The sequence below is a fragment of the Streptomyces sp. genome (assembly GCF_036566765.1).
In the GTDB taxonomy this organism is placed as follows: domain Bacteria; phylum Actinomycetota; class Actinomycetes; order Streptomycetales; family Streptomycetaceae; genus Streptomyces.
In genome coordinates this window covers 1-7571 of the sequence record NZ_DATCVQ010000193.1, presented here as the reverse complement: position 1 = coordinate 7571, position 7571 = coordinate 1, and the positions used below count along the sequence as shown (strand labels likewise).

General features: G+C 69.7%; 6 protein-coding genes. All 6 read right to left on the bottom strand.

Annotation, left to right across the window (positions count from 1 at the left end; all coding sequences use genetic code 11):
* Positions 1 to 1989: Stk1 family PASTA domain-containing Ser/Thr kinase (gene pknB / locus VIU94_RS10820; RefSeq protein ID WP_331910102.1), on the bottom strand; the 1989-nt coding region annotated here is incomplete at its 3' end.
* A gap of 153 nt (positions 1990 to 2142) precedes the next feature.
* A complete protein-coding gene (locus VIU94_RS10815; protein ID WP_331910100.1) occupies positions 2143 to 3609 on the bottom strand; it encodes a penicillin-binding transpeptidase domain-containing protein in 1467 nt (488 codons plus the stop codon).
* Positions 3606 to 5048, bottom strand: a complete 1443-nt coding sequence (locus VIU94_RS10810; RefSeq protein ID WP_331910098.1) for an FtsW/RodA/SpoVE family cell cycle protein — start codon at positions 5046 to 5048, stop codon at positions 3606 to 3608. The genes VIU94_RS10815 and VIU94_RS10810 overlap by 4 nt, the downstream gene beginning before the upstream one ends.
* A gap of 27 nt (positions 5049 to 5075) precedes the next feature.
* Entirely contained in the window at positions 5076 to 6554 is a 1479-nt protein-coding gene (locus tag VIU94_RS10805) for a Stp1/IreP family PP2C-type Ser/Thr phosphatase (RefSeq protein ID WP_331910096.1), read from the bottom strand.
* 116 nt (positions 6555 to 6670) lie between these two features.
* Positions 6671 to 7189: an FHA domain-containing protein FhaB/FipA gene (locus VIU94_RS10800; RefSeq protein ID WP_331910093.1), complete on the bottom strand. Its 519-nt coding sequence runs from the start codon at positions 7187 to 7189 to the stop codon at positions 6671 to 6673.
* 10 nt (positions 7190 to 7199) lie between these two features.
* On the bottom strand, positions 7200 to 7571 hold a 372-nt coding region (locus VIU94_RS10795; RefSeq protein WP_331910091.1), incomplete at its 5' end, for an FHA domain-containing protein.

Sequence of the window (7571 nt, the reverse complement as noted above, 5' to 3'; positions counted from 1 at the left end):
CGTGGCGCCGCCGAAGAACCCGCCGCTGTCGCCGTTGCCGCCGTCGTCGCCGCCGACGGCGAAGAGGGCGACGGTCTGGCCCGGGGTCACGGGCTGGCCCGGTGCCGGGTTGCTGTTCATGACCGTGGCGTTGTCCTTGTCGGAGGAGCCGGGGGCGAGCTGCACCACCAGACCCATGTCCTCCAGCTGCTTCTTCACGTCCTTGAGCTTCTTGCCCTGGATGTCGCCGGGGATGGTCAGCTGCTGCGCCGGGCCCTTGGAGACCTTCAGCGTGATCTGGACGTCCTTGGGCTGCTTCGAGTCGCCCTTGGGGGTCTGCTCGACGACGATGCCGGCGGCCTGCGGCGAGTCGACCTGCTGCTGCGCGACGTTCGTGAAGCCGAGCGCGCTCAGCTGCTGGACCGCCTGGTTGACGTCGCGGCCGACGACGTTCGGCAGCTGCGACTGCTTCTGCTTCGAGACGAAGATCGTGACCTTGGAGTTCTTCTCGGCCTGCGAGCCGCCGGTCGGGTCCTGCCGGATGACCGTGCCCGGGTCCTCGTCGGACTCCTCTTCCTTGACCTCGACCTTGAAGCCCTTCTTCTCGAGCTGCTCCTCCGCGCTCGACCGGGACTTCTCGGTGACGTCCGGGACCTCCTGGAGGGGCGAGCCCTCGGAGACCTGGACGGTGATGGTCTCGCCCTTGATCATCTGCGCGCCGCTGGTCGCAGCCGGGGTCTGGGTGCAGATCGAGCCCTTGGGCTGGTCGCAGCGGGCGGTGCCGCCCTCTGCGATCTTCACGCCGACGTTGTCGGCGTTGGTCTTCGCTTCCTGGAGGGTCTTGCCGACCAACTGCGGCACCGGGATCTTGTTGGAGCCGTTGTCGTTGCTGAACAGGTACTGGCCGATGAGGATCGCGCCGACGAGCACCAGGACGCCCGCCACGACCAGCAGGATCGTCGAGCTGTTCGACTTCTTCTGGCGGCGGCGGTCCGGGCGGTCGTCGTAGCCGTAGCCGCCGTCGTCCGGGTTCATCGGCGGGAGCATGGAGGTCTGCCCGGCCGGGTCGGCCTGCCGCAGCGCGGTCGTCGGCTGGTCGTCCGACCCGTAGCCGCCGTAGCCGCCCGCGCCGTACGCCGCCGCGCCCATCGCCGCGGTCGCGGCGACCGGCTGGCCGTCGAGGCAGGCCTCGATGTCCGCGCGCATCTCGTCGGCGGACTGGTAGCGGTAGTCGGGGTCCTTGACCAGCGCCTTGAGGACGATGGCGTCCATCTCGGGCGTGATCTCGGGGTCGAAGTTGCTCGGCGGCTGCGGTTCCTCGCGTACGTGCTGGTACGCGACGGCGACCGGGGAGTCGCCGACGAACGGCGGCCGGACGGTCAGCAGCTCGTAGAGCAGGCAGCCGGTGGAGTACAGGTCGGACCGGGCGTCGACCTGCTCGCCCTTGGCCTGCTCCGGGGAGAGGTACTGCGCCGTGCCGATCACCGCGGCGGTCTGGGTCATGGTCATGCCGGAGTCGCCCATGGCGCGGGCGATGCCGAAGTCCATGACCTTGACCTGGCCGGTGCGCGTCAGCATGACGTTCGCCGGCTTGATGTCGCGGTGGACGATGCCGGCGCGGTGCGAGTACTCCAGCGCCTGCAGGATGCCGACGGTCATCTCCAGCGTCCGCTCGGGCAGCAGCTTGCGGCCGGAGTGAAGAAGCTCACGGAGGGTGGAGCCGTCGACGTACTCCATCACGATGTACGGGATGGAGACCTGGTCGACGTAGTCCTCGCCGGTGTCGTAGACGGCGACGATCGCCGGGTGGTTGAGCGAGGCGGCCGACTGGGCCTCCCGGCGGAACCGGGCCTGGAAAGACGGGTCGCGGGCGAGGTCGGCCCGCAGCGTCTTCACGGCGACGGTGCGGCCGAGCCGGGTGTCGTGGGCGAGGTAGACCTCGGCCATGCCACCACGGCCGAGCACCGAGCCCAGCTCGTACCGGCCGCCGAGGCGACGCGGCTCTTCCATAGCCAAACCAGCCCTCTCCGTCTGTCCCGACCGCACCCGTGCGTGGTCCGGCGGTGTAGCTGCTCGCGCATACGGTACCGGCCTCGGGAAGACGTTCCGCCCGTGACCGGTACCTGATACCTGACCGGTATCCGACTGTGCCCGGAGGTCGGGTCAGCTTCTGCTCTTCAGGACCGCTTTCATGACGTCCCGGGCGATCGGGGCGGCGAGGCCGCCGCCGCTGATGTCCTCGCGGTTGGTGCCCTCGTCGTCCTCGACGACCACGGCGACGGCGACCGGGGAGCCCGAGTCGGTCTTGGCGTACGAGATGAACCAGGCGTAGGGGCGGGCCTTGTTCTTCGGGCCGTGCTGGGCGGTGCCGGTCTTGCCGCCGACCTTCACGCCCGGCATGTCCACGTCGCCCTTGGAGCCGGTGCCGTCGGTGACGACGCTCTCCATCATGGTCTGGAGCAGCTGCGCGTTCTCCTGGGAGACCGGGCGGCTCAGCTCCTCCGGCTCTGTGGTGCTGATCACATCCACGCCCGGGGAGCGCAGCTGGTCGATCATGTACGGCTTCATCAGCTTGCCGTCGTTGGCGACCGCGGCGGCGACCATGGCCATCTGCAGCGGGGTGGTGGCGGTGTTGAACTGGCCGATCGAGGAGAGCGCGTTCCCGCCGCGGTCCATCTTCTTGTCGTAGACGGAGGAGACCGCGCGGACCGGGATGAACTGCTCCTTGTTGAAGCCGAACTTCTCGGCCATCTCGACCATCTTGTCGCGGCCGACCTCGTCGCCGAGCTTGGCGAAGACCGAGTTGCAGGAGACTTCGAGAGCCCGCTTCAGGGTGGCGTCCTTGCAGCCCGAGGCGTGGTTCTTCATGTTCTTGGTGGACAGCGGGATCTTGTACGGCTCGGGGGTTTCGGTCGCCTCCTCGATGTCGGTGACCTTGCCGTTCTCCAGCGCCGCGGCGGCGGTGACGACCTTGAAGACGGAGCCGGGCGGGTAGATCTCGCGCAGGGCGCGGTTCAGCTTCGGCTTGTCCGGGTCCTTCTCCAGGTCCTGCCAGGCCTTGGCGTCCTTGTCGTGGTAGCCGGCGAAGGTGGAGGGGTCGTACGACGGGGTGGAGGCGAGCGCGAGGATCTTGCCGGTCTGCGGGTCGATCGCGGCGACGGCGCCCTTCTTGTCGCCGAGGCCTTCGAAGGCGGCCTTCTGGGCGGCGCCGTTCAGGGTGGTGATGACGTCGCCGCCGGTCTTCTTCTCGCCGGTGAACATCGACAGGGTGCGGTCGAAGAAGAGCCGGTCGTCGTTGCCGGTGAGGATGCCGTCCTCGATCGACTCGATCTGCGTGGCGCCGAAGGCCTGCGAGGCGTACCCGGTGACGGGGGCCCACATGGCCCCGTCGGTGTACGTGCGCTTGAACGCGTAGTACGGGTCCTTGGTGTCGACGGAGCCGGTGATCTGCTTGCCGTCGACGATGATGTTGCCGCGCTCGTGGGCGTAGCGCTCGATGGTGACGCGCTTGTTGCTGGAGTGCGAGTTGAGCTCGTCGGCGCGGACGTACTGGAGCCAGTTGTCGCGCATCAGCAGGGCGAGGACCAGGAGGCCGCAGAAGATCGCGACCCGGCGCAGGGGCTTGTTCACGGTCGGACCACCTGGGTCATCTCGGCGTCGGGGGACGGGGCGGGGGCGGGGGCCGGGCGGCGTGCGGTGTCGCTGATGCGGATCAGCACGCCGACCAGGGCCCAGTTCGCGATCACCGAAGAACCGCCGTACGCGAGGAACGGCATGGTCATGCCGGTGAGCGGGATGAGGCCCATGACGCCGCCGGCGACGACGAAGATCTGCAGGGCGAAGGCGCCGGACAGGCCCATGGCGAGGAGCTTGCCGAAGGGGTCGCGGGCGGCCAGGGCGGTGCGTACGCCGCGTTCGATGATCAGGCCGTAGAGGAGCAGGAAGGCCATGACGCCGGCCAGGCCGAGCTCTTCGCCGACGGTGGCGAAGATGAAGTCGGAGTTGGCGGCGAAGCCGATGAGGTCGGAGTTGCCCTGGCCGAGGCCGGTGCCGAGGATGCCGCCGGAGCCGAAGGACATCAGCACCTGGGACATCTGGTCGCACGCGGCGGCCATGTTGCTGCCCTCGGGAGCGGTCTTGAGGCACTCGAAGGGGTCGAGCCAGGCGGCCACGCGGGACTGGACGTGGGTGGCGGTGGAGCCGACCACGACCGCGCCGGCGGTGGACATCAGCAGACCCATGACGACCCAGCTGGTCCGCTCGGTGGCCACGTACAGCATGATCACGAACATGCCGAAGAACAGCAGCGAGGTGCCGAGGTCGTTCTCGAAGACGAGGATGAGCAGGCTGATCGCCCAGATCGTCAGGATCGGGCCGAGGTCCCGGCCGCGGGGCAGGTAGAGGCCCATGAAGCGGCGGCTGGCCAGCGCCAGCGCGTCCCGCTTGACCATCAGGTAGCCGGAGAAGAACACCGCCAGGACGAGCTTGGCGAACTCGCCGGGCTGGATCGAGAAGCCGCCGACGTTGATCCAGATCTTGGCGCCGAACACGTCGGAGCCGAGGCCGGGCACCAGCGGCAGCAGCAGCAGCACGAGGGCCGCGGCCATGGAGATGTACGTGTAGCGCTGCAGGACCCGGTGGTCCTTGAGCAGCAGCAGCACGCCGACGAACATGGCGATGCCGATCGCCGAGTACATCATCTGCTTGGGTGCGTCGGGACTGAAGCTGTCGAACTGCGCCATGGACCGGGCGATCAGTCGCGGCGACTGGTCGAGCCGCCAGATCAGCACCAGGCCGAGGCCGTTGAGCAGGGTCGCCAGCGGCAGCAGCAGGGGATCCGCGTACGGGGCGAACTTGCGCACCACGAGGTGGGCCACGCCCGCCAGCAGGGCGAGCCCCGCTCCGTAGCCGAGCATGCCGGACGGCACCTTGCCGTCGATGGCGAGGCCGACGTTCAGATAGGCGAACACCGGGATGGCGACGGCGAAGCCGAGCAGCGCCAGTTCGGTGTTACGGCGGCTCGGTGCCTCGATGGCGCCGATGGTGGTCGTGTTGGTGACAACGCTCATGGTGGTGAAAGGCCCCCCTACGGGCGGTTACTGCTTGCCGCAGTTCGAGGCCAGCTTCTGCTCCTCGGCGGTGAGGGTGGGGCCCGGTGAGGGAGCGGCTGTGGTGGGCTTGGACGGGGTGGCGGCGCCCTCGGAGGGCGGCGGAGTGGTCGCCTTGTCGGTCGCCGCGTCGGCGGCCGCCTTGCGCTGCTCCTGCTTCTTGCAGGCCGTGGCCTGCGTCGCAAACTGCTGGATCTTGGTCTCGGCCTTGTCTCGGCTGCCGCCCGCGATGGTCTCCTCGACCTGCTTGCGCTGGTAGGGCGGCAGGTACTTGAGTTCGATCTCGGGGTGGTCCTTCTCGACCGCCGAAAGCTTCACCCAGGCCAGGTCCTGACTGATGCCCCGGTACAGCGCCACGTGCTCGTCGTTGGAGCCCACGTAGTACTGGGTCTGCGTCCAGCGGTGGCCGCCGTACAGCGCCCCGCCGACCACGCCGAGCGTGAGGACGAACAAGAACGAGCGCTTGAGCCACTTGCGGCCGCCGCGCGGCTTGGCGAAGTCGTCGTCCGTGTACGCGCCGAACGAGCCCTGCGGGGGCATGCCGCCGTAGCCGAGGTCGTCACCGCTGCCGGGCGGGCCGAAGCCGCCGGCGGGCGGCTGCGCCTGGGGCGGGCGGCCGAGGCTGGAGGCGCGGCCGGCCGGGGTCTGCATGGCCCCGCCGTCGCCGAGCTGGATCTGGTTCTCGGCGACCGCGCCGACGACGACCGGGGTGTCGCTGAGCTGACCGGCGAGAGTGTCGCCGGAGTCGGTGTCGAGGACGTCGGCGACGATGCAGGTGATGTTGTCCGGGCCGCCGCCGCGCAGAGCGAGCTGGATGAGCTCCTGCACGGTCTCCTGCGGGCCCTGGTAGCTGGCGAGGGTGTCCTCCAGAGTCTGGTGGGACACGACGCCGGACAGGCCGTCGGAGCAGATCAGGTACCGGTCGCCGGCCCGGACCTCGCGGATGGAGAGGTCGGGCTCGACGTGGTCGCCGCTGCCCAGCGCGCGCATGAGGAGCGAGCGCTGCGGGTGGGTGGTGGCCTCTTCCTCGGTGATCCGGCCCTCGTCGACGAGCCGCTGCACCCAGGTGTGGTCCTGCGTGATCTGAGTGAGGACGCCGTCGCGCAGCAGGTAGGCGCGCGAGTCGCCGACGTGGACCAGGCCGAGGCGCTGGCCCGTCCACAGCAGGGCGGTGAGCGTGGTGCCCATGCCCTCGAGCTGCGGGTCCTCCTCGACCATCATGCGCAGCTGGTCGTTGGCGCGCTGCACAGCGGTGCCGAGGGAGGTGAGGATGTCGGAGCCGGGGACGTCGTCGTCGAGCTGGACGAGGGTCGAGATCACCTCCGAGGAGGCGACCTCGCCGGCGGCCTGGCCGCCCATGCCGTCGGCGATGGCGAGCAGCCTGGGCCCGGCGTAGCCGGAGTCCTCGTTGCCCTCGCGGATCATGCCCTTGTGCGAGCCCGCGGCGAAGCGCAGTGACAGTGTCATGCCGACCTGCCCTGTCGATGCTGCCTCGGGGTACAGCCGGTCTCGAGCCACACTGCCCACCCTCCGGTCGGGAGCCGGTCCCGCTCGTTCCGCTCGCGCCTATCCATGATGTAGCACTACTTCCGCAGCTCGATGACGGTCTTGCCGATGCGGATCGGCGCGCCCAGCGGAATCGGTGTGGGGGTGGTGAGGCGGGTCCGGTCGAGATACGTGCCGTTGGTGGACCCGAGATCCTCGACGATCCACTGACCGTCCCGGTCCGGGTAGATCCTGGCGTGCCGGCTGGAGGCGTAGTCGTCGTCCAGCACGATCGTTGAGTCGTGTGCGCGGCCCAGGGTGATGGTCTGGCCCTGCAGCGCGACGGTGGTGCCGGTGAGCGTGCCCTCGGACACGACCAGTTTCGTGGGCGCGCCACGGCGCTGGCGAGGCCCGGCCTGCTGGGCGCGCTGCTGCGGCGGCGCCGCGGCGGCCTGGCGGGCGGCCTGCTGCGGCCGCGCGTTCTCCCGCCGGGAGCCGCGCTGCGTGACACGTGTGCCGAACAGGTCGCTCCTGATGACCTGTACGGCCACGATCACGAACAGCCACAGTACGGCCAGGAAACCCAGCCGCATGACCGTCAGGGTCAGCTCTGACATTGCCCCCGCTTCACCCTTCGGCTTGCCGGTAAACGATGGTGGTACTGCCCACGACGATCCGCGAGCCGTCGCGGAGCGTAGCGCGGGTGGTGTGCTGCCCGTCTACCACGATGCCGTTGGTAGACCCGAGATCCTGGATCGTCGAGGGCGTTCCGGTCCGGATCTCACAGTGCCGGCGCGAGACGCCGGGGTCGTCGATCCGCACGTCGGCGTCGGTGCTGCGGCCCAGCACCAGCGTCGGGCGGGAGATCTGGTGGCGGGTGCCGTTGATCTCGATCCAGCGTCGTACCTGGGCGCCGGGCAGCGGGCCGGGGCCGGCCGTCGGACGGCCGGCCGATGCGCCGGCGGGCGCACCGGTGGGTCCGCCGGGGCGGGCGCCGGG